Annotated in this window: 20 protein-coding genes, 1 pseudogene, 1 riboswitch and 1 other annotated feature; of the genes and pseudogenes, 15 read left to right on the plus strand and 6 right to left on the minus strand. The window is 34.9% G+C overall.

Annotated elements, in window-relative coordinates; genetic code table 11:
- Positions 1-373 precede the first annotated feature (373 nt).
- Positions 374-632 (plus strand) — a binding site (T-box leader).
- 70 nt (positions 633-702) lie between these two features.
- Complete coding sequence (asnA, locus tag AC1Q8N_RS18120; protein WP_048543314.1) at positions 703-1,686, plus strand: aspartate--ammonia ligase; 984 nt, start codon at positions 703-705, stop codon at positions 1,684-1,686.
- Between the two features lie 136 nt (positions 1,687-1,822).
- Positions 1,823-2,260, plus strand: a complete 438-nt coding sequence (locus tag AC1Q8N_RS18125) for a helix-turn-helix domain-containing protein (RefSeq protein ID WP_098642850.1) — start codon at positions 1,823-1,825, stop codon at positions 2,258-2,260.
- 194 nt (positions 2,261-2,454) lie between these two features.
- Here the strand turns inward: AC1Q8N_RS18125 and AC1Q8N_RS18130 are convergent, their stop codons facing one another.
- Both AC1Q8N_RS18130 and AC1Q8N_RS18135 read right to left on the minus strand, forming a co-directional pair.
- Complete coding sequence (locus AC1Q8N_RS18130; protein WP_000002878.1) at positions 2,455-2,907, minus strand: VOC family protein; 453 nt, start codon at positions 2,905-2,907, stop codon at positions 2,455-2,457.
- Positions 2,908-3,250: 343 nt separating this feature from the next.
- Positions 3,251-4,480, minus strand: coding sequence for an aspartate kinase (locus AC1Q8N_RS18135; RefSeq protein WP_098080235.1), 1,230 nt, complete (start codon positions 4,478-4,480; stop codon positions 3,251-3,253).
- 199 nt (positions 4,481-4,679) lie between these two features.
- Positions 4,680-4,866, minus strand: a riboswitch (Lysine riboswitch).
- A gap of 191 nt (positions 4,867-5,057) precedes the next feature.
- Here AC1Q8N_RS18135 and AC1Q8N_RS18140 point away from each other — a divergent pair.
- From AC1Q8N_RS18140 to AC1Q8N_RS18150, 3 genes are read left to right on the plus strand one after another with little or no spacing between them, the layout of a single operon-like run.
- Positions 5,058-5,966: a DoxX-like family protein gene (locus tag AC1Q8N_RS18140; RefSeq protein WP_098642849.1), complete on the plus strand. Its 909-nt coding sequence runs from the start codon at positions 5,058-5,060 to the stop codon at positions 5,964-5,966.
- Between the two features lie 3 nt (positions 5,967-5,969).
- Positions 5,970-6,581 (plus strand): DUF4166 domain-containing protein, encoded by a 612-nt coding sequence (locus tag AC1Q8N_RS18145; protein ID WP_098123367.1) that lies wholly within the window; start codon positions 5,970-5,972, stop codon positions 6,579-6,581.
- 5 nt (positions 6,582-6,586) lie between these two features.
- Positions 6,587-8,212, plus strand: a complete 1,626-nt coding sequence (locus AC1Q8N_RS18150; protein WP_493521304.1) for a YndJ family protein — start codon at positions 6,587-6,589, stop codon at positions 8,210-8,212.
- A 29-nt stretch (positions 8,213-8,241) separates the two neighbouring features.
- Here AC1Q8N_RS18150 and AC1Q8N_RS18155 read toward each other — a convergent pair whose 3' ends face one another.
- On the minus strand, positions 8,242-8,727 hold the full coding sequence (locus AC1Q8N_RS18155) for an 8-oxo-dGTP diphosphatase (protein ID WP_001136059.1): 486 nt from the start codon (positions 8,725-8,727) through the stop codon (positions 8,242-8,244).
- 137 nt (positions 8,728-8,864) lie between these two features.
- On the opposite strand from AC1Q8N_RS18155, the gene AC1Q8N_RS18160 reads away from it, so the two are divergent.
- Both AC1Q8N_RS18160 and AC1Q8N_RS18165 read left to right on the plus strand, forming a co-directional pair.
- Positions 8,865-10,127 (plus strand): MFS transporter, encoded by a 1,263-nt coding sequence (locus tag AC1Q8N_RS18160; protein ID WP_048543309.1) that lies wholly within the window; start codon positions 8,865-8,867, stop codon positions 10,125-10,127.
- Between the two features lie 28 nt (positions 10,128-10,155).
- Positions 10,156-10,434 carry a hypothetical protein gene (locus AC1Q8N_RS18165; protein ID WP_098080244.1) on the plus strand — a complete coding sequence of 93 codons (279 nt, stop codon included), beginning with the start codon at positions 10,156-10,158 and terminating at the stop codon, positions 10,432-10,434.
- A gap of 19 nt (positions 10,435-10,453) precedes the next feature.
- On the opposite strand, the gene AC1Q8N_RS18170 is transcribed toward AC1Q8N_RS18165, so the two are convergent.
- Positions 10,454-10,918, minus strand: coding sequence for a YozF family protein (locus AC1Q8N_RS18170; RefSeq protein ID WP_048543308.1), 465 nt, complete (start codon positions 10,916-10,918; stop codon positions 10,454-10,456).
- A gap of 110 nt (positions 10,919-11,028) precedes the next feature.
- Between AC1Q8N_RS18170 and AC1Q8N_RS18175 the strand changes: the two are divergent.
- From AC1Q8N_RS18175 to AC1Q8N_RS18195, 5 genes and pseudogenes are all read left to right on the plus strand, one after another.
- Positions 11,029-11,322: pseudogene (locus tag AC1Q8N_RS18175) on the plus strand (carbon starvation CstA family protein); the annotation flags it as partial.
- A gap of 89 nt (positions 11,323-11,411) precedes the next feature.
- Positions 11,412-12,224, plus strand: a complete 813-nt coding sequence (locus AC1Q8N_RS18180; RefSeq protein WP_098080246.1) for a polyphosphate kinase 2 family protein — start codon at positions 11,412-11,414, stop codon at positions 12,222-12,224.
- A 175-nt stretch (positions 12,225-12,399) separates the two neighbouring features.
- Positions 12,400-12,939, plus strand: a complete 540-nt coding sequence (locus AC1Q8N_RS18185) for a PadR family transcriptional regulator (protein WP_098080248.1) — start codon at positions 12,400-12,402, stop codon at positions 12,937-12,939.
- 36 nt (positions 12,940-12,975) lie between these two features.
- Complete coding sequence (locus AC1Q8N_RS18190; RefSeq protein WP_097917600.1) at positions 12,976-14,724, plus strand: MFS transporter; 1,749 nt, start codon at positions 12,976-12,978, stop codon at positions 14,722-14,724.
- 205 nt (positions 14,725-14,929) lie between these two features.
- Positions 14,930-16,198 carry an MFS transporter gene (locus AC1Q8N_RS18195; RefSeq protein ID WP_493521305.1) on the plus strand — a complete coding sequence of 423 codons (1,269 nt, stop codon included), beginning with the start codon at positions 14,930-14,932 and terminating at the stop codon, positions 16,196-16,198.
- A gap of 87 nt (positions 16,199-16,285) precedes the next feature.
- Here the strand turns inward: AC1Q8N_RS18195 and AC1Q8N_RS18200 are convergent, their stop codons facing one another.
- Positions 16,286-17,269 (minus strand): ketoacyl-ACP synthase III, encoded by a 984-nt coding sequence (locus AC1Q8N_RS18200; protein WP_060489920.1) that lies wholly within the window; start codon positions 17,267-17,269, stop codon positions 16,286-16,288.
- Positions 17,270-17,449: 180 nt separating this feature from the next.
- On the opposite strand from AC1Q8N_RS18200, the gene AC1Q8N_RS18205 reads away from it, so the two are divergent.
- Together AC1Q8N_RS18205 and hflX are read left to right on the plus strand one after the other, a co-directional pair.
- Positions 17,450-18,004: a cobalamin biosynthesis protein CbiN gene (locus AC1Q8N_RS18205; RefSeq protein ID WP_098642846.1), complete on the plus strand. Its 555-nt coding sequence runs from the start codon at positions 17,450-17,452 to the stop codon at positions 18,002-18,004.
- A 483-nt stretch (positions 18,005-18,487) separates the two neighbouring features.
- Positions 18,488-19,747 carry a GTPase HflX gene (hflX, locus tag AC1Q8N_RS18210; RefSeq protein WP_098642845.1) on the plus strand — a complete coding sequence of 420 codons (1,260 nt, stop codon included), beginning with the start codon at positions 18,488-18,490 and terminating at the stop codon, positions 19,745-19,747.
- Between the two features lie 41 nt (positions 19,748-19,788).
- On the opposite strand, the gene AC1Q8N_RS18215 is transcribed toward hflX, so the two are convergent.
- On the minus strand, positions 19,789-21,429 hold the full coding sequence (locus AC1Q8N_RS18215) for a peptide ABC transporter substrate-binding protein (protein WP_048543301.1): 1,641 nt from the start codon (positions 21,427-21,429) through the stop codon (positions 19,789-19,791).
- Positions 21,430-21,673: 244 nt separating this feature from the next.
- Here AC1Q8N_RS18215 and AC1Q8N_RS18220 point away from each other — a divergent pair, with 244 nt between their 5' ends.
- Positions 21,674-22,885, plus strand: a complete 1,212-nt coding sequence (locus tag AC1Q8N_RS18220; RefSeq protein WP_048543300.1) for an MFS transporter — start codon at positions 21,674-21,676, stop codon at positions 22,883-22,885.
- Positions 22,886-22,891 lie beyond the last annotated feature (6 nt).

The raw sequence follows: 22,891 nt of genomic DNA on the forward strand, positions 1-22,891 counted from the left end.
ATAATAGTCAATGATTTAGAACATACTCTTTATAAATGACTATGATTGCTTTAAGTAAAAATAAACTGCTTGAATGCTATAGTATAACACGAATTTGCAAGTAAACTGAAAGGAATTACAAAGAAAATGAAAATAATACGAAATACTGCGGATTCTATATTTCGAACGATTACATTACTTGTTGTGTATATGTTAGTTTCGGTTAGTGAAACGTTTTTTGGATTGACAAGACAAAAGAAGTGAAGACGTTATATTGAAAACAATCAATAAAGCCGTAAAATAAAGAATTGAAAAATATTTTTAAATTTTTGTTGACTTTCTTTATTTTTTGTATAGAATAATCATTAATAAAATGTTTCAGAGATGTGACAACAAAACGACTATGAAAGGACGAGTAGTAGTAGGATGTAGTCTAAGCGAGTCAGGGGTGGTGTGAGCCTGATACGAAGCCTATTATGAAGAACCTCCTGGAGTTGCTAACCGAAATCCTTTACAGGAAAGTAGACTTAGCCGGGAACTTCGCCGTTACAAGAAGAACAGTATCGAGATATTTCATCTCCGTATTGTATAAGTGAGCAACCTCTGTTGCTAATTTGGGTGGTACCGCGGAACCAAAGTCTTTCGTCCCAGTTTTTTGGGAAAGAAGGGCTTTTTTTGTTGGCTTCTTTTCACAACATCCAAACATTTTAGGAGGAAACCACCATGTATCAATCATTAATGACAGTAAGAGAGACTCAAATCGCAATTAAGGAAGTTAAAACATTTTTCGAGGATCAATTAGCAAAACGCCTTGAACTATTCCGCGTATCTGCACCATTATTCGTAACGAAAAAATCAGGATTAAACGATCATTTAAACGGTGTAGAACGTCCAATTGAATTTGATATGTTACATTCAGGAGAAGAATTAGAAATTGTTCACTCACTAGCGAAGTGGAAAAGATTCGCATTACATGAATACGGATATGAAGCTGGTGAAGGTTTATATACAAACATGAACGCGATTCGTCGTGATGAAGAACTTGATGCAACACATTCCATTTACGTTGACCAATGGGATTGGGAAAAAATCGTTCAAAAAGAATGGCGTACTGTAGATTACTTGCAAGAAACAGTACGAACAATTTATGGAATATTCAAAGATTTAGAAGACCACTTATTTGAAAAGTATCCGTTCCTTGGAAAGTATTTACCAGAAGAAGTTGTTTTTATCACTTCCCAAGAACTCGAAGATAAATATCCAGAATTAACACCGAAAGATCGTGAACACGCAATTGCAAAAGAACACGGTGCAGTCTTTATTATCGGAATTGGTGATGCACTTCGTTCAGGTGAAAAGCATGATGGACGCGCAGCTGATTATGATGATTGGAAATTAAACGGTGACATTTTATTCTGGCACCCAGTATTACAATCTTCATTCGAATTATCATCAATGGGAATTCGTGTTGATAGTAAATCACTTGATGAGCAGTTAACGAAAACAGGTGAAGACTTCAAACGTGAGTACGATTTCCATAAAGGTATTTTAGAAGACGTACTACCGTTAACAATTGGCGGTGGTATTGGACAATCAAGAATGTGCATGTACTTCTTACGTAAAGCACATATTGGTGAAGTTCAATCTTCTGTATGGCCTGACGATTTACGTGCAGCTTGCAAGAAAGAAAACATTCATCTGTTTTAATAGAAGAGAGAGGATAGCTCAAAGAGTTATTCTCTCTTTTTTATAGTGTAAACGAGTGGTTTACAGTGGGTTTTACTAATGGTTTCTTTCTTTTTTGGATCCTTTTATGTAATAATTTGTTAAAGGAGGGGACGTTATGAGCTTAGGACAACAACTTAAAAGATTACGAGAGTCAAAAGGGTTTTCACAGGAAGATGTTGCTAAGAAAATTGGTGTGACAAGGCAAGCTGTGTATAAGTGGGAACATGATAAAAGCTGTCCGGATATTGATAATTTAATTTTGCTTAGCGAAATGTATAATGTCACGCTAGATGAATTAATAAAAGGAAACCAAAGCTTTAAAGAGAAAATACATATTGATGAAGATGAGGATTTTGAGAAAGAGAATGAGTTTGGTTTTTATATTGGGTTTGGTTTGCTAATTGTGAGTGCTTTTGTTGATTATGAAGGAATGCAAGAGATATTATTAGGGATAGCACTATTCATGATGGTTTTTTACTCTGATGTAAAGAAAGTTATGTTGAATGAATTCAGATCGTTTTTAAAAAGAAAAGATATATATGATAAGAAGTGAGAAGAGTCAGTTATATTTCCTAGGAAAGAGTATAACAAGCAATTGAATTGTTTTATAATAATTTTGAGATATTGATAGTATGTTAAAAAGTCCAAACAAGCATAACCCCGTTCTAAAGTTAGGACGGGGTTCAAAATCTAAGTTTTATTAAGCGTAAAATTCTTTCAAATATTTTTACTTCAGTAAAACATTACTTACTTGTTACCGAGTTCTTCCGCTAAACCGATTAAAATTCCTTCGGTTCCACGAATGTAGCAGAGTCGATACGAGTTCTCATACTGAACTACTTCACCAACGAGCTGAGCACCATGTTTAGTCAGTCTGGATACCATTTCGTCAATGTCCTCAACGGTGAACATGACGCGTAAATAACCGAGGGCATTTACAGGAGCTGTCCGATGATCTGCAATAGTAGGGGGGGTGAGAAATCGCGAAAGTTCAATTCGGCTATGGCCATCTGGGGTAACCATCATAGCAATCTCTACGCACTGAGAACCGAGTCCAGTTACGCGACCAGCCCATTCACCTTCAACAGTAGCTCGCCCTTCGAGATTCAAGCCAATCTCCTCGAAGAAAGAGATTGCGTTATCAAGGGATTCTACAACGATGCTGACATTGTCCATTCGTAGTAATCGGTTGTTTGCCATAGTTTTTATCTCCTTTTATGTATAAATTTATTATTTAATTATCCTCATAATTATACTAAAATCTCTTCTAAACAAAAAACATCTTGTCACAGTGTAGGAAAATGTGACAAGGTGTTTTCGGGCATAGTATATAAAATCTTGTTAACGAATAACACTTCGCAAACCTTTACTATTGAAATATGCGAGAACTTTATTTCGTGAATGCTATCATTTCAAGAATTTGATACTGTAATTGCTATTCGATAGAATAACTTCGACTTTCCCACAAAACAGTCCTACCCTGTTTCTATTTATATAGGAAGGAAATAGATTCATATATTTTTTAAAGTTTTACCGGTGGAAATTAACTCATCTGCACTAAAGGCTCAATTTTCGCCATAAATGATTGATGCAGTGCCTCGACACCTGTTACTAAATGAAGGCGGTCAATAACGACAGACACTTTAATTTCTGATGTACTTACCATTTTAATATGAATATCTTCTTCTTTTAAAGTAGTGAACATATTTGCAGCAACACCAGGATTAGAGACCATACCCGATCCTACAATGGATACTTTTGCTAAATGATTTTCATATTCTACAGATTCATAGTGAAGTGTTTCTTGATTCTGTTCCAATACCTCTAATGTTTCTTCTAAATCATTAGAATGGATTGAGAAGGAGAGGTGAACAGTTCCTTCATTTGTAATACTTTGAATGATGATATCTACATTAATATGTGCCGCTGCTAATGTAGAGAAAACTGTTGAAAGTGCACCTTGTTCCAATCCTTTCATTGTGACGCGTGTAATATTATCTTCAAATGCAATACCTTTAACGATTGATTGTTGTTCCATGTTACATTCTCCTTTTACAATTGTTCCGTTTTCTTGTTCCATACTTGAGCGAACTTCTAACATGACATTATGATTTTTAGCAAACTCAACAGCACGCGGGTGTAATACACCAGCACCGAGGTTTGCTAGTTCTAGCATTTCGTCATAAGAAATTTCATCTAATTTATAAGCATCTTTTACAACTCGTGGGTCCGTTGTATATACACCGTTCACATCCGTGTAAATATCACATTTTTTTGCTTTCAGTGCAGCAGCTAATGCAACAGCAGTTGTATCAGAACCACCACGTCCAAGCGTTGTAATTTCATGTTCTTTACTGGCTCCTTGGAAGCCAGCTACAATAACAATCGTGCCTTCAGTAAGATAAGATTGAATTCGATCTGTATGAATTTCAGTAATCCGTGCACTACTATGTACAGATTCTGTCGTAATACCAGCTTGCCATCCAGTTAATGAAATCGCGTTATAACCTTTTGCTTGTAGTGCCATCGTTAATAATGAAATAGTCACTTGCTCTCCTGTTGATAGAAGCATATCCATTTCGCGTTTACTCGGATTTTCTGAAATCGCGTTAGCAAGTGCTACGAGTTCATCTGTGCTTTTTCCCATTGCTGAAACGACAGAGACGATGCTATGTCCTCGTTCATATTCTTCAATAATTAAATTTGCTACATGTTGAATGCGCTCAACGCTTCCAACAGAAGTGCCACCAAATTTTTGTACAATCGTTTCCATTACGAATTCCTTCTTTCATCCATTTTTAAGAATAGATTAGGACATATATAGATCCCAATATTCCTGTAGTTACCAGAGAAAAACAAAAAACACCATCTCAAATAAGTGAGGATGGTGCTGTTACAGGAAAAGGGAAACAGAAAACGGAGCTAATAAAAAAACCGCCAAAAAAGGAATACCATAAAAATGATATCTCTTTTTTGTAGATAGCTCTTCATACATACACTGCTGTACATATGACAGTTCTGTTTCTATTCGAAAACAGCCCCAATCGATAAATGCAGAGAAAATTATCGATTTCGGCAATACTTCCTTTCATCTAATTTCATAGACATCTCTGTGTCTCCATTAGAATAATCATAAGTATCGCAACCTCTATCTCACGTTTTAGGCGAGAGTGTTTGATTTATGAAGTTGTTGGTAACATTTGTTTTATAATAATTTAAATTTTTCGGGGAATCAAGTGTTTTGTATAAATTTTAAAAATTCTTTCTTCTCTTGGAGGAGTTTGTGAAAACTGTAGCAAAATAAATTCATAGCATGTACATTAAAATTATAGCGCATTGGAGGTGGAAGAATGAAGGGGAAAAAGCCTATTTATGTTTCGGCAGAAATGAACACAACAATGGAGAAATTATGGGAATACACGCAAGAACCACATATACATACAGAATGGGATGCTCGCTTTACTGAAATTTCATATTTAGAGAAAAAAGAAGGAGAACCGCAGAAGTTTTTATATAAAACAAAGATCGGATTTGGACTTGAAATAGCTGGGGAAGGAGAATCGATAGGTGAAATAAGAAAAGAAACGGGAGACCGGATTTCTTCTTTAAAATTTTGGACGGATAATAAATTATCACTTATTCAAATAGGGCGTGGTTATTGGAAGTATACACCGCGTAAAGAACACATTCATTTTGAGACGCAATATGATTATGATACGAGGTTTGGTCGTATAGGGAATGTAATAGATTTTTATATGTTTCGTCCGTTATTAGGCTGGGCGACTGCTTGGAGTTTTGATGCTTTAAAATTATGGTTAGAAAAGGGACTTCATCCGAGATTACTAATTAGAAGAACGATGACATATTGGCTCGTATGTTTTTTAATTGCTTTTGTATGGCTATATCAAGGGATTGTACCGAAAATGATCTTTATCCATCCCGAAGAAGTGAAAATGCTTTCGGTCATAATTGGTTCAACTGAAAATAGTATTTTTATTCTTAAAATAATTGGGCTGTTAGAAGTTATTTTTGGTGTCACATGGTTACTTCCATTTCCAAAACGAAATGTATTTATAATACATATTTGCGTGTTAATAGCCTTAACAATCGCAGCAGGATTTACGAATATCGCAAGCTTTACAGAGCCGTTTAATCCAATTACATTAAACGTTTTACTAATGGGGTTATCCATTGTCGGTTATATAAATAGCACGAACTTGCCAAGTGTAAAAAATTGCAAGAGGAAGAGAAAGGGATAATGTATGGCTAATATGTATGAAAGACTATTAGGGGATTCTTATAAAAAACTTCATCCGAAATTACAGAAACGCTATGAGATTACGGAAGAAAATAGTTTTACTGGAGAAGGAAAGATGGATGAGATTTCTGGTGGTTCTTTTTTCGTAAAATTCATATTAAAAATTGCATCAAAGTTCCATATGTTTTTCTCTGAGCGGGGGAAGGAAGTGCCATTTACAATACATAATACCGCTGAGCGGAATGAACATGGACATGAATTTGTGCGGTGGAATCGTACTTTTTATTTTCAAAATAAGAAAAGATATTTTAACGCTGTTATGCAGTTGGATGAAGAGAATAATGAGATTGTAGATTATTTTGGTGAACCACACATACTTGTTTCTACACTGAATTTTCATATTGATGAGATGGGGGCAATGCATATTTCTTCAAAGAAGCAATGGTTTTACATGTTTAGAAGAAAAATCCCGTTACCTAGATTCTTATACGGAGAGGCCAACATTGTAGAAAGTTATGATGAAACAAAACAGTGCTTTCGAATTCATGTACAAGTACGCAATCCGTTAATTGGTTCATTATTTTCATATAGGGGAACATTTGTGGAGAGGAAATAAATGATATGAAAAATATAATAGTTGGGCTTGCTTGTTATATTATTTTTCTAATATGTGAGTGGTCAAATGTAAACCCAGTTGAAGCAATTATTTTATTATCTATTTTGTTATTTATACCGATGTCTTTTTGTATTATTGATAAAAGAGAACGAAATGGATTGTATTTATTATTTTATAAATCTGTATCGTTTTTATATCCGATAGCAGCGATTTGTGCAATGTTAGCTTTCGTAACAAATCAATATATCTTTGCGATAATTTGGTTTGTATATACAGGAATCGTTGCGTTATTTGGTATGAATAGATTACTAGAAAGAGGATGGAAACCGTTAGAAGAAACGGCTATCGATAGTGCGTTTATATATTTGTTTTTAGGTGGATTCTGGTTTTTTGCTTCTGTAGCAAAGCTTTCCATTATGCACTTTAGTTCTGACATTGTTTTACTTACAGCTGCACACTTTCATTATTCGGCATTTCTATTGCCGTTATCAGCTGGTTTAATTGGGAGGAAAAGAGAAAAGAGCAGTAAAATATATGATGCTATTATGTTTGTTATCGTCATTTCACCTATGACAGTTGCGATAGGGATTACGTACTCAAGAGTATTTGAATTTTTTGCAGTTTTTCTATATTTATGTGCTATTTATAGTTATGGGATTTATGTTTGGCGCACGAATTTTAATGCTATCAGCGCAAAAATCCTCCTAGTCATATCGTCTAGTACACTCATGGTAACAATTATGTTCTCACTCATATATTCGTATGGGCATTTGAAACATGTAATGACGATTACAATTGCTCAAATGGTTTGGATTCACGGTGTTGTCAATGGAATTGGAGTAGCGTTGCCGGCATTTGTCGGCTGGATGGTTGAAAAGACTGTTCCGAACTATAAATATTACGGGAAACCAATGAGCAGATTAAGAGGAAAGGCGACAGTTGGTGAAGCATTTTTACATAACAGAAGTTTAATAGATAGCAAGGAATACAAAGGTTTAGTTGATAATATGAACGATTTTCATAGTGAGGGATTTGACATGGCAAAGATTCCTTTAAGCATTACTCGTTTTTATGAAAATACAAAAGAGTATGAGTTACAATCGCATATTAAGTGGGCTCGTTGGTTTCGTCCGGTTGCATTTTGCTATGAGAAAATGAGTAAGCATGTAGGACAAATACATTTAGGAATGGGTGGTAAGTGGGAAACGATGCATGGCTCTATCGTTGGGATAATAGATGAGAAAGATGGAAGGGAGAATGTAAGGGCTTGGCTAAGAAAAAATGAAGCAGGAGAATCTATTTTTGTAGCTCTTTATTCAAAGCACACATATAAGAGCGAGACATATATGAATATTGCATTACCTTTACCATATTCGAATATGACGGGGGTTTTAAAATTATGTAATAAGAGTAATAATTTAATCATTACTAGTAAGCTGAGAAGAAACGGTAAAGGAGATGAGGGGATTTATTTACATACTCGTTTCTTTACAATTCGTTTACCGTTAGCAGAGACTTTTATTATAAAGGAGAACACGAATCACATATTAGAAGCTAACCATAGAATGTGGATATTTGGAGTTAAGTTTTTAGAAATTGATTATGAGATTAAGAAAATAGAAGGAAAGTAAAAAAAGCTTGGAGAGATACCAAGCCTTTTTTACGTATGCGTAATTGTCATAGCAACTTGTTTATCTAAGTCTCGGTCCCAAACACGTTGAATTTCAAACGTACCTTTTTCAAAAAATAATGGGAATCTCTCTTTAAACCAATTTTGCATAGGAAGATTTAGTGCTGTATCGATTGCTACCCATAATAATTCGCCTTCAGGAGGATTCAAAAGGAGTTCACCTTCAAATGAATCTGTCCAATAGTTAAATACCATATATCGAACATTTTCTTTCGGATTTACGTATTCATCTAATCCTTTAAAAGTTAAATTTGAAACAAGTAATCCAGTTTCTTCTTTTACTTCTCGTTTAGCAGCTTGCACAATACTTTCTGGGAAATCTACTTTTCCGCCAGGAGCGATGTAGCCAGGAAAACCTCGATGATCGGGGCGTTTTATAAGTAAAACTTCATTATTTCGTTGGATCATACACATTGTATAGATGCGGTGCTCGATGTTATGAGAATTTTGAGGCATAACAATGTATTCTCCTTTATATTTATTTTGATAATTTTACCATAACATAATGGTTTCTTATATAATTAAAAAAGAATATTAGGGATTTTTAGTGATATATTATAAAGTCTATAATCATTTGAAAAGAGGAGAGAGAAATGCAAGGGGAAGTACAAAGAGAAAAAGCTTTGGGGTATGTTGGTAAATTATTGTTGCCAGTTAGAGTATCACGGCATTTTAAGTTTTTGTGGATTGGACAATTGCTTTCAACTTTAGGGAGTTCTATAACGATGGTAATTTTACCAGTCGTTGTGTATTCGTTAACGGGTTCAACAGTTGTTATGGGGATGACAATGGCAATGTACATGCTACCAAATATTCTTGCTTTACCGTTTGCAGGTTTAGTTGTAGATCGAATTGACCGAGTAAAATTAATGTTATTTACAGACATAATCCGCTGTATATTGATGCTATTACTTGCATCGCTTATATTGATGGATTTATTAACAATTACAATTTTATATGTACTCGTTGCCTTTTACGGACTTATGGAAGGCATATTTCAGCCAGCGTATTCAGCTGTAAGAGCAAAAGTATTTGTACCAGAAATTCGAAACGCAGCTAATGCATTAACACAAATGAGTAATCAAGGTATTCGATTAATTGGACCGGCACTTGGAGGATTAATCGTATCAGTTGCATCTGCTGGAATAGGGTTTGGATTAGATGCGGTAACGTATTTGTTATCATTTTTTTGTTTATTATTTTTAAGTGAAATAAAGTTTAAAAAAGTAAAACCCATTGAAAAGAGAAAGGTCGATTACAAACAAGAGTTTATGGAAGGTATTTTAGTGTTAAAAAGTCATCCGTGGCTATGGATTACAATTTTGGTTTTTTCTTTCGTAAACATTTGTTATGCCGGCATTATCGTCGTATTAATTCCATGGTTATTTAATGTTCATCATCATTTTGAAGCTTACGTGTATGGATTAGGAATGGCATCCTCTGGTGTTGGAGCTGTAATTGCCGCACTTATTTTTGGTGGGAAGGAGCGGTGGCGTAAGCGGGGATTACTTGCCTATGGTGGTGTTTTAATAAGTGGTTGTGCGCTTTTAATAATGCCGTTTATTACTTGGGCACCTGCTTTAATTGGATTAATGGCAATTGAAGGATTTGGTATGATGATATTTGGACTCATTTGGGAAACAAGTTTACAAGAGCTTGTGCCAGAAGAAGCATTTGGAAGAGTGGCAAGCCTTGATATGTTAGGTTCATTTGCTTTATTACCACTAGGTTATGTGGTTGTAGGCTGGTTAGCTACTGTCATAGGTGGCGAGATAACGATTATAACACTAGCTATTTTAGTACTTGTAACAATTGGAATAGCGTTATGTGTAACAAGTATTCGACGATTTGATTGATGATATAAGGGAAGGGGGAACGACTTATATGATTATTGAAAACTTGAAAGATATAGTAGTAAAGGAGTTGGCCAACAAATATATTTTGCAAGAAAAGGTCTTTGAAGCAAAAAATTTCACAGTCTATATCGCCACCCATAGAGAAAATAAGCTAACATATAACCAACTAGTATTAATAAAACATCTTTGTAACGAAAAGCCTTCCGTACATATTTGGGATAAGAAAATTAGTACGGAAGCAACAGAACTAGAAATCACAGAAGAAATGACGGAAGCGATTCAATCTGGTTTTGTAAATGAAGAATAAGCCCTAATCAAATTAGGGCCTATTCTTCATTAAACACAAATGTTTGTTTCATTTGTTCCCCCTCATTTACCGGATGACCGTTGTATGAGAAATTTTTTTCTTCCCAAGTAATGACGACTTTAAAATTATGGCTATTAAAGTCTAAAGGGAATACGATGTAGTCAAAGCTTGTCTGACTTTTTGAAACGTTGTTATGTAATGTAGTAGGATTAAAAGTAGCTTTAGAGGTAGGAGTGTTATCAAGTATTTCCACTGATACATTTGATACGTCATTACCGATGTTTTTTACGAGTAAGCGATATGTATCGTATACCCCCTGTTTTGGCTGCACTGCTTGCTTGTTTGCGCTATGAGATTTATCAATTTCGATATACCACTGTTTAGACTTTGATTCAATTGGTAGTGAGTGAAATGTGTATGCACTAGCTTGTATTGGTAGTGCTAAACAGACTAGTGTAAAGAGAGAAAGTATTTTTCGTTTCATCTTTAAAGTACTCCCATTCTGTAACGAATTTATTTGTTATTATCTTCTTTTTTTGAGAAGGTATACCATAATTCAATTGTAAAAAATATAGTCTCTATTTGTGAATAAGATGGATATATTTCTCTTGGGCTAACCAATTGCCTGCAGCAATTGCGTTATGGATTGGAACGATGTATTTATTTATAAAAGGAAAACTATATGTTGTTTTCTTAATTCCCGTGACACTCATGACTGTAATTTACATTTTAAATGCAAAAATTGGTTTTAACATTCCGTTAAACACATCTTATATTGTAGGTACAGTTATTACGGTTATAGTAACTGCTGTATTCTTTATGAAAGCTGTGAAAAATAAAAATGAGAATATTGAAGTAGATGTGCAATTAGAGAAGGAAGCTGTGTAGAGATTTTTTTACACAGTTTTTTCTAATGTGAAAAATTTTCCAATAATATGTTAAAATAACATTGTCATACAACAAGGGGGATTTGTTTTATGGAAAATGGATATCTTGCTAAAGTAGATTTAATGAAAAGAATAGAATCGAAATCTAAGTATAATAAGAAACTTGAAAAATACCAAAGACGTTTATTAGCGCTACAGCAAATTGTAAAAGAAGAAAAAATCGCAGTTATGCTCGTTATGGAAGGCTGGGATGCGGCTGGAAAAGGCGGAGCGATTAAGCGAGTGACGGAACATCTTGATCCGCGCGGGTTTCAAGTAAATCCAATCGGAGCACCAGCACCTCATGAAAAACGGTACCATTACTTGCAACGTTTCTGGCGGAAACTACCTCAGTATGGGCAAATTACTATTTTTGATCGCTCATGGTACGGCCGTGTGTTAGTTGAGCGTGTTGAAGGCTTTGCTACAAAGGAAGAGTGGACGAGAGCGTATGATGAGATTAATGATTTTGAAAAACTATTAACAGATGATCATTATATAATCGGGAAGTTTTTCTATCATATTAGTAAAGATGAACAATTAAAGAGGTTTAAAGATAGAGAGAACAATCCTTTAAAAAGATGGAAAATTACAGACGAAGATTGGCGTAACCGTGAAAAGTGGGACGAGTATGTTGAAGCAATGGAAGACATGTTTGAAAAAACAAATAAGCTAAATGTGAAATGGCATATTATTGAAAGCAATGATAAATTATACGCACGTTTGAAAACATTGAAAGTGATTATTGCATTGATTGAGGATTACCTTTTAGAACATAATATAGAATTACCTTCGTATTATTATGAAATGAAAGAGGGTAAGACAGAAGGTTTTGAAGCTAATCAAGATGAAGTTGTAAAATAGTACAAAGTTTGTATATGAAATATAAAGTAGAGCCACCCTGTAATTTTAGATAATAAACTTACAGGGTGTTTTTATTTAGAAACATTTTACAATTAACGGAATGAGGTATATAATCAATAATTATATTAACAATGTTAATATAATTATTGATTATATACAGTATGGAGGTTTTATTTTGAAGGGAAGAGATGTTGTCTTAGGCTTGTTAATGGGAAAAGAAATGTCTGGTTATGATATTAAAATTGTGTTTGAAGACGTATTTACTCATTTCTTTGATGGGAGTTTTGGAATGATTTACCCAACGTTACGACAGTTGGAAAAAGAGGGGAAAATAAAGAAAGAGGTTATTATGCAAGAAGGAAAACCGAATAAGAAAATGTACTTTATTACAGATGAAGGGCGTGAAGAGTTTTATCAGTACATGCAAACAGATGTAGAGAAAGATGTTTTACGTTCAGATTTTTTAATGAGGATGTATTTCGGTAATTATAGCGATGACAAGGCAATAAAAAAATGGATTGCGGACGAAATTGAAAGGAAAGAAGCATATATTGCGGATCTTCGTTTGAAATATGAAAAGTGGAGAGAAGGTATTAATTTTGTTGAAGAAATTTCACTAGATGTAGGTATCGCATCGTATAGTGCTCAAGTAGAGACGTTGAAAAGAAAACTAGAGCAACTAGAAGTAAAAAAACACAATAAAACGGAAGAATGAAAAACACGTTCATAATAAATAAAGGGGTAGATGAACATGGAGCAATCAAAGGGTATTAAGATTGTCTTTTTAATGTGCTTAGGTATATTTCTTTGTATGATTGATACGACAATTATGAATATAGCTTTACCAGCCATACAAACGAGTGTAAATACTTCATTAGAAAAGATGTCTTGGATATTAAATGTTTATACGATGACGATTGCAGTACTAGCCATTCCACTAGGACGGATAGCTGATATTTTTGGGAAAGCAAAGATGTATATTCTTGGTTTGATAATTTTTGGTGGTGGATCAGTGCTTTGTGCTTTTGCTAATACGGGCGATTTTCTTATCTTTTCTCGTTTTATACAAAGTATTGGTGCGGCAATTTTATTTCCGACAAGTATGGTAATCGGCGTATCAGCAATGCCATTAGCAAAGAGGCATGTTGCACTTGCAATTTTAGGGGTAACACAAGGACTATCAGCTGCAATGGGACCAGTAATAGGTGGAATTATTACACAAAATTTCGGTTGGAGATGGGTGTTCTTCGTAAATGTTCCAATTTGTATTCTTGGAATCATTTTATGCTGCGTTATGCTGCAAATAAAAAATGAAGAACGTATTATCTCAAAAATAGATTGGGTAGGACTACTATTAAGTAGCACAGCAATTTTTTCTTTTACTCTCATATTAGTAAAAGGCAATACATGGGGATGGCAAAGTAATATTGCTTTTTCTTGTTATGCAATTAGCACTATTTCTCTTATTCTATTTGTTTTAGTAGAACGAAAGATTCATAATCCAATGGTGAATTTAAAGTTATTTCAAGATCGAATGTTTGTCGGAGCGTCTATCGTTATCATATTAAGTAATTTATTTTTAATTGGAGTTACTGTATTGCTTCCGACGTTCTTGACGAAAATACAAGGCCGAACGGAAATTGAAGCAGCTTTTTTAGTGACACCTATTTCAGCAATGATATTTTTTGTCTCACCAGTTGCAGCAACTTTAATTAAAAAACTCGGAAAGGTAACTATTATTTTGTCAGGCTTTCTTGTTATGGGCTTATCTTATTATTGGTTGCAAATGATTGATGTTAATTCAACAAATATAGAAATTATTATTCCATGTATGATATTAGGTGTTGGGTATGGTTTAGTAGTAGGTCCAATTACAGTTTTAAGTGCTTCTTCGTTTGAAGGGGAATTATTAACTGCTTCTCAAAGTGTTGTCTCAATGTTGCGGCAAGTAGGAATTGTATTAGCAGTTGCAATATTTGTATCTAACTTAACGCACAATTTAGCTGTAAATAAAGAGAATGTATATCGTTATGCAGAAGAAAAAGTGCATAATATTCATGTGGATAGCTCACAGCAAGCTGAAATACTACAAGTAACAAAAGAAAAAATAGAGAACCAAAGTATAGAACCAAGTGTAGAAAAGCATCAACATAAAACATTTGTAGGGTTAAATAAAGAGAAAAAAGATGCATTAATTCACCAAAAAGTGGATGAAGTATTAAGAGGAATTCCAGTAGAATATAGAGATGTAAAAAGAGAAGAAGTTATGAATCAAGTGACAAAAGAAGTTGAAAAACAAGAGGAAAGTATAAAGAAAGAGGTACTCGCATTTTCGAATGATGTGAATCACTATGCTCAAAATCAGATGGCAATGAGTTTTACAGATTTATATAAAGTAAGTGTGCCGATTATCTTAGTTTTTGCGTTAGTAAGTTTGTTATTTTGGGAAGGAAAGGCTTTGAGTAAAGGGAGAAGGAAAAGGGTAGTAGAGGAAGCGTAAAAAAACAGGCTAATAGCAGCCTGTTTTTTTATTGTTTTCTCCTTGCATATTGTAAATAGTAGTATTTTTAATATAGCATGAGATAAGTAGTCTATGGTTAGTAAGTTTTTAGAATGAAAAAAACGAATAGAAAATGTCGTTGTATATGTAATGTAAAACATAATACATTAACAAGGGGATTTTATTTCAAAGGGAGGATGAGGAATTGTTAGATGAGGCGGGGGCTTTAAAAAGTAATCACATATATACAGAAGAAGACCAACAAAAATTATACAAACGAACATTAATAATCGTCAGCATCTCACAAATGTTCGGCGGAGCAGGGTTAGCTGCTGGAATTACAGTAGGTGCACTTCTTGCGCAGCAAATGCTTGGGACAGATGCATATGCAGGATTGCCAGCAGCTATGTTTACAATGGGATCTGCGGTAGCGGCTTTCTTTGTTGGGAAGTTATCACAAAAACATGGTCGCCGCATAGGGCTTGCAGGAGGTTTTATAGTAGGTGGACTAGGGGCTATAGGAGTTGTGGTGGCAGCTTTAACAAATAGTATTATTCTTTTACTAGTTTCTTTACTTATATATGGCGCGGGCACAGCTACGAATTTACAAGCGCGTTATGCTGGAACGGATTTAGCGAATAAGAAGCAAAGAGCAACTGCTATTAGTATTACGATGGTAATGACGACTTTTGGTGCAGTCGCAGGTCCAAATTTAGTAGGTGTAATGGGAAGGTTTGCTCATTCAATTGGAATTCCTGAACTTGCTGGTCCGTTCATATTATCGGCAGCAGCATTTATACTTGCGGGTATTGTCTTATTTGTTATGCTTCGTCCAGATCCGTTATTTATTGCTAATATGATAGAAACATATAAACAAGAGCATACATATAAAGGGCAAGCAGTAACAGAAGAAGCGACAGAAAATAAACGAGGTATTACTGTTGGAGCTATTGTAATGATACTTACACAAATCGTGATGGTTGCGATTATGACGATGACGCCAGTTCATATGGGGCATCACGGTCATGGATTAAGTGCAGTAGGACTTGTGATTGGTTTTCATGTAGGTGCAATGTATCTTCCATCTCTCGTTACAGGAATGTTAATTGATAAAATTGGAAGAACTACGATGAGTATAGCTGGCGGAGTAATTTTACTAGCAGCAGGTGTCATAGCTGCGATAGCGCCGAGTGATTCTTTAATACTATTAATTGTTGCTTTGTCTTTACTAGGATTAGGATGGAACCTCGGTTTAATAAGTGGTACTGCTCAAATTGTTGATGCAACTATACCTTCCACACGTGCAAAAACACAAGGGAAAATAGATGTGTTTATTGCGCTAGCTGGAGCTTCAGGTGGAGCGATGTCAGGTATGGTAGTGGCGAATTCAAGTTATGCGGCATTGTCATTAGCAGGAGGAGTATTAGCTTTCATGCTTATTCCTGTTGTGATATGGGCTCGGACAGGTAAATAAAATTAAGAGAGTAGAAGCAGCGTTCAAAGTGGGGGAACCAATCTTTGGATGCTGCTTTTTTGTAGTTAGTTGTATAAAAGAAAAATGTTAGTTTAAATCCCACTCCACAATAAGGCCTAAATGCGTAAGACCACCGCCAAATCCGTATAGTAAAAGTGTGTCTCCGTTATTTAATTTTCCTTCTTTCCTAGCTAAATCCAGAGCGAGTGGAATGGAAGCCGAAGATGTATTTCCCATGTGTTTTACACTTGTTAAAGTTTTTTGAATTGGAATTTCGGTTTTCTCACAAATAGATTCAATCATTCGTAAGTTAACACTGTGTGGTATGAACCAGTCTATATCATCTATTTGCATATTTGCGGTATGTAATAGTTCTTTTATACCTGCTGGCACTGTACGAGTTGCCCATTTATATACTTCTCTCCCGTTTTGAACGATTTTTTCATTTGTTTGCAGTGGTGTACCATTCATAGTAGTAGATAAGTTTGTTCGGTATAGATGAATACCACCGTGCCCATTTGTTCCCATATGAGCAGCGACAAAGCTTGGTTTGTTTTCATCTCTTTCTAATAAAATAGCTCCAGCACCATCGCCAAATAAAATGCAAGTCGTTCTATCGGTGTAATCAGTAACTTTAGATAATGTCTCTGTCGCTACGACAAGTACTTTTTCGTGTGATCCAGAAGTGATTAAGCTATTACCAACGTGCAGACCATATGTGAAACCAGCGCAAGTTGCATTTAAATCAAATGCTATTGTATGAGGTATGTTGAAGTGTTGTTGTATTTGACATGCGACACTAGGAAAAACATAGTCAGCGGTTGTTGTAGCGACGATGATACAGTCTATATCTTCTAAGTTCTTTTTAAAAGTTGTACATAAATTTTCAATTGCTTTAATGGCTAAGTGTGAGGAGTATTCGTCTTCGCTCGCGATTCGTCTTTCCTTCATTCCTGTTCTTTGTACAATCCATTCATCATTCGTATCAATCATTTTCTCTAAATCGTTATTAGATAATATTTGATTTGGAACATAAGTACCAATTGCAGTAATACGAGATTTAGAATTCATAGGAACATCTCCTAACTTATTTTATAACCTGATACTATTATTAGGTTATAAAAATGTTAATAAAGACTTTTATTGTATTGAAACGAAAAAGCTTAACTTACTATGAAGGAATTTGGCGAGTGTTGTAAAAAATAATATACGATAAGTTTTTAAAATTGATAATGAAGAGAGTTGGGCTCTTTGAAAAGAATTTTGTATATATTGCCTGTTGTCATTATTTGTAGCTTTATTCTTATTATTTTTCCAGGGAAATCTTATGCTTGTGATTGTATTAACGTATCAGCAGAAGATGCATTTCAAAAAAATGATGTAGTATTTGAGGGGAAGGTAATTGGGGTTGGAAGGAAAGAAGGGGTTGAGATTGAAGTATTATTTGAAGTGAAGAAAATTTGGAAAGGGACAACTTCTTCGCAACTTATTGTATATACAAATGGTGGTGATTGTGTATTTCACTTTGTAGAAGGAGGAGAGTATTTAGTATATTCTTCTCAAAGAGGATCAGAAAAACAATTACACACACATAGTTGTAGTGGAACGAAGAGATTAGATGAGGCAGGGGCGGAGAAAGTGGCTTTAAGTCAAATTGCAAAAGAGTCTATTCCGACGAAGAAAGTCGATTTAAAAGGGAAGATGGTCAGCGGTTTCAGTTGGTGGCAAGTTGTTACCCTTTCTATAGGTCTGTTACTGATAGTAGCTTTTGTGATTTTTAGTGTAAGAAGAATGCGCAAAAAATGACGATTAAAGTAAATATATAAAGAATTTCTTTCTGTTTCTATAGGTGGTTTAATCTTGTGAAAGCGAATTACTTATGCTACACTTTATGTAACTTAAAATGAACGGAGGGGCTTCCTTTGATCTTAATCAGATTACGTCTCAATACTTTGTGCCAATAATTGAATAGCGCTCAAAGGCTCTGTCTGTGTGCAGAGTGAACGGGATTGGTCTGCCTATTTTAAAGGAACCCTTTATTAAGCTTATATGTGAAAAAGAGGGAGGGACGAATACGCCCTCTTTTTGTTTTGCCTTTATAAATAGAATGGGATCGTATAGGTGAACACTTATTGTGGATGCGTATATGATTTTGGGACTTATTGACTATGAGATAGGATGAAAGTATAGCTTTCTCCTATTTCTTTGGTGAACCCTTATCCGTTTACGAAAACACAGGCAGTAACCTGTGTTTTTTATTTTACGTAATCGAAATGGAGGAATAAATATATGGAAGAATTATTACAAAGAGCAGTTTTAGTTGGAGTAAATTTAGGTAATGAAGATGATTTTGCATATTCAATGGAAGAGCTAGCGAATCTTGCAGAAGCTTGTGATGTAGAGGTAATTGGGCAAGTGACGCAAAATTTACAACGAGTAAATCCGTCCCATTATATTGGAAAAGGAAAGATTGAAGAAGTAGCAGCCTATGTAAATGAAGTAGATGCGAATATGGTAATCTTTAATGACGAATTATCTCCTTCTCAAATTCGAAATTTAGAAGCAGATTTAGATTGTAAAGTAATTGACCGTACCATATTAATTTTAGATATTTTTGCGCAACGTGCGAAAACGAAAGAAGCACAGTTGCAAGTAGAGGTAGCGCATCTTCAGTATATGATGCCACGTTTAATCGGTCTTCGTGAATCGTTAGGAAGACAAAGCGGCGGAGTTGGTACGAAAAATAAAGGTGTCGGTGAGAAGAAATTAGAGTTAGATCGTCGTAAAATTGAAGAACAGATTTCAGTTTTAAATAAAGATCTAGAAGCACTTGTTGCCCAGCGTCAAACGCAGCGAAAGCAACGTAAGAAAAATGAAGTACCAGTTGTAGCATTAGTAGGCTATACGAACGCCGGAAAGTCAACGACAATGAATGCAATGCTTGAAATTTACAATGGTACAGAAGAAAAACAAGTATTTGAAAAAGATATGTTATTCGCGACGCTAGAAACATCTGTGCGAAATATTGATTTGCCAGATAACAAATCATTCCTATTAACAGATACAGTTGGATTTGTAAGCAAATTACCGCATCACCTTGTGAAAGCATTCCGTTCAACGTTAGAAGAAGTAGCGGAAGCGGACCTACTTATTCACGTTGTAGATTACGCGAACCCAAATTACGAACAGTTAATTGACATTACAAATGAAACGTTAAAGAAAATTGGAGTAGAAAATATTCCAACCATTTATGCTTATAATAAATCAGATATGGTAGATGTTGAAATTCCGAAAGTACAAGAAGACCGCGTTTATTTATCAGCGAAGAAACATGTTGGGATAGAAGAGCTTGTCGAAATGATTCGTTCACACATCTATAAAGAGTATACGAAGTGTGAAATGTTAATTCCGTATGATCAAGGACAGGTAGTTTCTTATTTCAATAATCATGCGCACGTTTTATCTACAAGTTATGAAAACGAAGGTACAAAACTAGAAGTAGAATGTAAGACGAGTGATTACGAAAAGTATAAGCGTTTTGCAATTTAATAAAGAAGGCGATCCTAATATATGTTAGGATCGCCTTTTTCTTATTCTGTAATAGAGGCCCACTTATAAGAATAAATTCCTGCAAATGGACGAATAACAACACCTTTTACTGTTGGACGTTCTAAATATACCAGGCCTGATTGGAAGATTGGAGCGATAGCTGCATCATCTTCCAGTAAGACTTTCTCTGCATCTTGGAACGCTTTCCAACGTGCTGGTAAGTCAGTTGCTAAAGTAGAGCTCGTTTTCTCAATTAATTCGTCGTATTTTTTGTTTGAATAACTCATCTTATTAAACGGTCCGTCAGTGACAAACATATTTAAGAATGTTGTAGGATCAGGATAATCTGGTCCCCATGTAGAAAGTGAAATTTCAAAATCACCATTTCCTTCACGATCTAAAAATGCTTTTACTGGAAGGGGTTGTAATGTGACTTTAAGTCCTGGTAAGTTTTTCTCCAGTTCACCTTTTAAAAACTCACTAATTTTTTTATCGTTAGATTCATCAGTTGTTATGATTGAAAGTGAAGCGTTTTGTAAGTTTGTTTCTTTTTTTGCAGTTTCCCATAGTGTTTTAGCTTCTTTCACATTTGTTCCTACTTTTACATTACTTGTACTGCGAAAATCTTTATTATCAGGTCCTTTTACGAATCCTTTCGGAACAAATGCATTCGCAGGTATAGAACCATTATTTAAAATCGTTGTTGCGATTCCTTGTTTATCAAAAGCGAGCGAAATAGCTTTTCGAGCATTCTTGTTTGCTAATAAAGGATTCTTTTGGCTAAATCGGAAAAATGTCATAGAAGGACGTTCCATTTTCTTTAAGCTCGGATCTTTTTGATATTTATCGACAAACTCTGAATTAATCGTAATTCGGTCTACTTGTTTGCTTTCAAATAAATTAACGGCTGTGGAAGTATCTTTTACGATATTTACATTAATTTCACTTAACTTCACATTTTTATTATCCCAGTAGTTCGGGTTTTTTGACATTTTATAACTTGTATCATGTTTCCATTCACTTAATTGAAACGGCCCGTTATAAACTACATTTGCAGCTTCAAGTCCGTAATTTTTCCCTTGCGCTTCTACAACTTTTTTGTTTTGAGGATAAAATGTTGCAAATCCCATTAACCCTAAAAAGTATGGAACAGGGTGTTCTAACTGTACTTCAAGCGTTTTATCGTCAATTGCTTTTACACCAAATGAGTCAATTGGTAATTCTTTTTTATTTATTTTTTCTGCGTTTTTAATATCGAACAAAATATGTGCGTATTCAGAAGCAGTTTCTGGATTAACAGCACGTTTCCATGCATATTCAAAATCATGTGCAGTAACTGGATCACCATTTGACCATTTTGAATCGTGTAATGTAAATGTATATGTTTTTCCGTCTTCGCTCAGCTTGTATGATTCAGCTGCTGCAGGAACAGGTTTATTGTCAGGGCCAGGCATATATAATCCTTCCATTACGTTGTTTAATGCAGCGTAAGAAAACCCATCAGTTGCGATAGATGAATCAAGTGTAGAAATTTCCCCAGCTTCTACAATGTTTAATACTTGTTTTGAAGATTCTTTTTTCTTTTCTCCGGTAGTTGTAGCCTCTTGTTTTTGACCACATGCTGTTAAAAACATAGATAATGTGATTGAGAGTGCAACGATTCCTTTAGTTTTTTTCTTCATAGTTGTCATCCTTTCCTTCATCTCTGTCCTAGTATAAAAGAAAATATAGAAAATTTCTATAAATAAACCCGATAAAACTTATAGAAAAAATATATTATGTAAGAAGTGATATTTCTGGAAAAAGAAATGAAACCAGTATAGAATAGAAATGTTTCAAAAGTCAGAATTTATCAAGGTTAAAGTTTTACTTTATTACACTTGCTGTAATAAATATATATTTTGTACAGGAAGGAGAAATACATATATGCAGGCAGTTTCGAAAAAAAATACAATGGAAACACCGACGATATATCGAATTCTATTTGCGATTAGTTTCGGTCACTTTTTAAATGACTCGATGCAAGCAGTCGTGCCGGCATTGTTTCCTATTTTGGAAAAAACGATGAATTTATCTTATATGCAAGTAGGATGGATTGCGTTTGCATTAAATATGACGTCATCGATTATGCAGCCGGTTTTTGGTATGTATTCAGATAAGAAGCCATCACCATTTTTATTACCGCTCGGTATGTTTTCGAGTATGCTTGGAATGATTGGACTTGCATTTGCACCGAACTTTATTATTGTTATCATTTCTGTTTTATTTATCGGATTAGGTTCCGCAGTCTTTCATCCAGAAGGTGCTCGAGTTGCTTATATGGCAGCTGGTGCAAAACGAGGTTTAGCGCAAGCGATTTATCAGGTTGGAGGAAATACAGGGAATTCCTTAGCTCCTATTTTTACAGCGCTAATTTTCGTTCCGCTCGGCCAAATTGGTTCTTTAGGTTTTACAGCCTTTGCAGCAGTAGGAATTGTATTATTAATTTTCGTATCAAATTGGTATAGAAATGAATTAGCAACTGGCGCTGTGAGAAGAAAAAAGAGGGCTGCGCTTGAGGCGGAAAATGCGATTGTAAGTACACATATTAAATTTGTTATTCTACTTCTTGTTTTTCTTACTTTTGTACGTTCTTGGTACGGTGCTGGTATAGGGAATTTTTATCAATTTTACTTAATTGAGCATTACGGTTTATCTATAAAAAATGCCCAGTATTTCGTATTCGCATTTATGATTGCCGGTGTATTAGGAACTTTCTTTGGTGGACCGTTAGCAGATCGATTTGGAAAGAAAACAATTATTGTATTTTCAATGCTAGGTTCGGCGCCACTTGCCCTTTTATTACCTCACGTTTCGCTCATGTGGGTCGTACCGCTATTTTTATGTATCGGTTTTATTAGTTCAAGTAGTTTTAGTGTAATTGTTGTTTATGCGCAAGAGCTTGTTCCTGGAAAAGTAGGGATGGTATCTGGATTAATTGTAGGGCTTGCGTTTGGACTCGGAGCTTTAGGATCTGTAGTACTTGGGAAATTGGCTGACATATATAGTCTACAATTCATTATGTTACTATGTAGTTGTCTACCATTAATTGGACTTACTTCTTGGTTATTACCAAGTGATAAGAAAACGATAGAATAGGGGATG

The organism is Bacillus sp. GW823-FHT06B01, from assembly GCF_058952315.1.

Excerpts from the sequence above, each read along its gene's own strand:
- AC1Q8N_RS18125 (WP_098642850.1), top strand. The coding sequence starts at position 1,823 with ATGAGCTTAGGACAACAACTTAAAAGATTACGAGAGTCAAAAGGGTTT.
- AC1Q8N_RS18140 (WP_098642849.1), top strand. The coding sequence starts at position 5,058 with ATGAAGGGGAAAAAGCCTATTTATGTTTCGGCAGAAATGAACACAACA.
- AC1Q8N_RS18220 (WP_048543300.1), top strand. The coding sequence starts at position 21,674 with ATGCAGGCAGTTTCGAAAAAAAATACAATGGAAACACCGACGATATAT.
- AC1Q8N_RS18170 (WP_048543308.1), bottom strand. The coding sequence starts at position 10,918 with ATGAAACGAAAAATACTTTCTCTCTTTACACTAGTCTGTTTAGCACTA.
- asnA (WP_048543314.1), top strand. The coding sequence starts at position 703 with ATGTATCAATCATTAATGACAGTAAGAGAGACTCAAATCGCAATTAAG.
- AC1Q8N_RS18145 (WP_098123367.1), top strand. The coding sequence starts at position 5,970 with ATGGCTAATATGTATGAAAGACTATTAGGGGATTCTTATAAAAAACTT.
- AC1Q8N_RS18215 (WP_048543301.1), bottom strand. The coding sequence starts at position 21,429 with ATGAAGAAAAAAACTAAAGGAATCGTTGCACTCTCAATCACATTATCT.
- AC1Q8N_RS18190 (WP_097917600.1), top strand. The coding sequence starts at position 12,976 with ATGGAGCAATCAAAGGGTATTAAGATTGTCTTTTTAATGTGCTTAGGT.
- AC1Q8N_RS18200 (WP_060489920.1), bottom strand. The coding sequence starts at position 17,269 with ATGAATTCTAAATCTCGTATTACTGCAATTGGTACTTATGTTCCAAAT.
- AC1Q8N_RS18150 (WP_493521304.1), top strand. The coding sequence starts at position 6,587 with ATGAAAAATATAATAGTTGGGCTTGCTTGTTATATTATTTTTCTAATA.
- AC1Q8N_RS18135 (WP_098080235.1), bottom strand. The coding sequence starts at position 4,480 with ATGGAAACGATTGTACAAAAATTTGGTGGCACTTCTGTTGGAAGCGTT.
- AC1Q8N_RS18155 (WP_001136059.1), bottom strand. The coding sequence starts at position 8,727 with ATGCCTCAAAATTCTCATAACATCGAGCACCGCATCTATACAATGTGT.
- AC1Q8N_RS18130 (WP_000002878.1), bottom strand. The coding sequence starts at position 2,907 with ATGGCAAACAACCGATTACTACGAATGGACAATGTCAGCATCGTTGTA.
- AC1Q8N_RS18160 (WP_048543309.1), top strand. The coding sequence starts at position 8,865 with ATGCAAGGGGAAGTACAAAGAGAAAAAGCTTTGGGGTATGTTGGTAAA.
- AC1Q8N_RS18180 (WP_098080246.1), top strand. The coding sequence starts at position 11,412 with ATGGAAAATGGATATCTTGCTAAAGTAGATTTAATGAAAAGAATAGAA.
- AC1Q8N_RS18165 (WP_098080244.1), top strand. The coding sequence starts at position 10,156 with ATGATTATTGAAAACTTGAAAGATATAGTAGTAAAGGAGTTGGCCAAC.
- hflX (WP_098642845.1), top strand. The coding sequence starts at position 18,488 with ATGGAAGAATTATTACAAAGAGCAGTTTTAGTTGGAGTAAATTTAGGT.